We start from the raw sequence: 1,292 nt of genomic DNA on the forward strand, positions 1-1,292 counted from the left end.
TCGAGCGGATGAACCAGTTCTTCCGAAGCCGCTTCATGTCTGGCCGCACATTCACCTCGCCCGACGACTTCAACGAGCAGCTCGCCGCGTGGTTGCCGGTCGCGAACAACCGGCTCTCCCGCTCTCGCCGGGGCCGTCCTAACGACCTGGTCAGCATCGACCGGGCCGCGATGCGAGGACTCCCGCCGGTGGCGCCGGAGGTGGTGCTCCGCAACAGCGTCCGGTTGCCCCGCGATTACTACGTTCGCGCGTTCAGCAACGACTACTCCGTCGACCCGACGATGATCGGCCGGGTCGTGGACGTCACCGCGAGCCTGGACACCGTCTCCGTTCATCACGATGGAGTCCTCATCGCCGAGCACCGGCGGAAGTGGGCGCGGCAGCTGACGGTGACCGACCCCGCCCACGTTGCCCGCGCGGCCGAGCTCCGCGCCCAGTTCCAAGCCCAACGGGCGCGCCGGCCTGCCGTCACCCCGGTCGTTGAGACCGCGTCGTTGGCCCGTTACGACGAGCTCTTCAACGTTGACCTCGATTCGGCCTCGTCGCAGTGGGCGGTCGCGTCGTGATCGGGCCGGAGGCGGTCTCGCAGATCGAGTACTACGCTCGCGCGCTGCGGGCGCCGCGGATCAGCGAAGCGTTCCGCCGCCTGGGCGACCAAGCCCGCGACGCGGGCTGGTCCCATGAGGAGTACTTGGCCGCGGTGCTCTCCAAAGAAGTCGCCGAACGCGAAGCCTCCGGCGCCAACCTGCGGATCAAGGCCGCCCGGTTCCCCGGCCACAAGAGCCTCGAGGACTTCAACTTCGACCACCAACCGTCAGCGGACCGGAACCTGATCGCGCACCTGGGCACGAGCGTGTTCCTCACCGAAGCGAAGAACGTGGTCTTGCTCGGCCCGCCCGGGACGGGGAAGACGCACCTCGCCGTCGGCATCGGCATCAAAGCCGCCAAGGCCGGCCACCGCGTCCTCTTCGACACGGCCACCGGGTGGGTCAGCCGTCTCCAAGACGCTCACTCCCGCGGCAAACTCCCCGCGGAGCTGGCCCGGCTCCGCCGTTACAGCCTGCTCATCGTCGATGAAGTCGGCTACATCCCGTTCGACCAAGACGCCGCGAACCTGTTCTTCCAACTCGTCTCCAGCCGCTACGAACACGCGTCTCTGGTCATGACGAGTAACCTGCCATTCGCCCGCTGGGGCGACGTGTTCGGCGACCTGACCATCGCTTCCGCGATGATCGACCGGATCGTCCACCACGCCGACGTCATCAGCCTCAAGGGCAACAGCTACCGGCTCA

At 67.6% G+C, this 1,292-nt stretch carries 2 protein-coding genes; both read left to right on the top strand.

Annotated features, from left to right (window positions below):
- Positions 1-566 (top strand): Mu transposase domain-containing protein (locus E3T48_RS11820; RefSeq protein WP_420898374.1); only part of this gene is annotated, 566 nt, incomplete at its 5' end.
- On the top strand, positions 563-1,292 hold a 730-nt coding region (istB, locus tag E3T48_RS11825; RefSeq protein ID WP_134524261.1), incomplete at its 3' end, for an IS21-like element helper ATPase IstB. The genes E3T48_RS11820 and istB, both read left to right, overlap by 4 nt.

It is taken from the genome of Cryobacterium fucosi (assembly GCF_004403515.1).
Lineage (GTDB): Bacteria > Actinomycetota > Actinomycetes > Actinomycetales > Microbacteriaceae > Cryobacterium > Cryobacterium fucosi.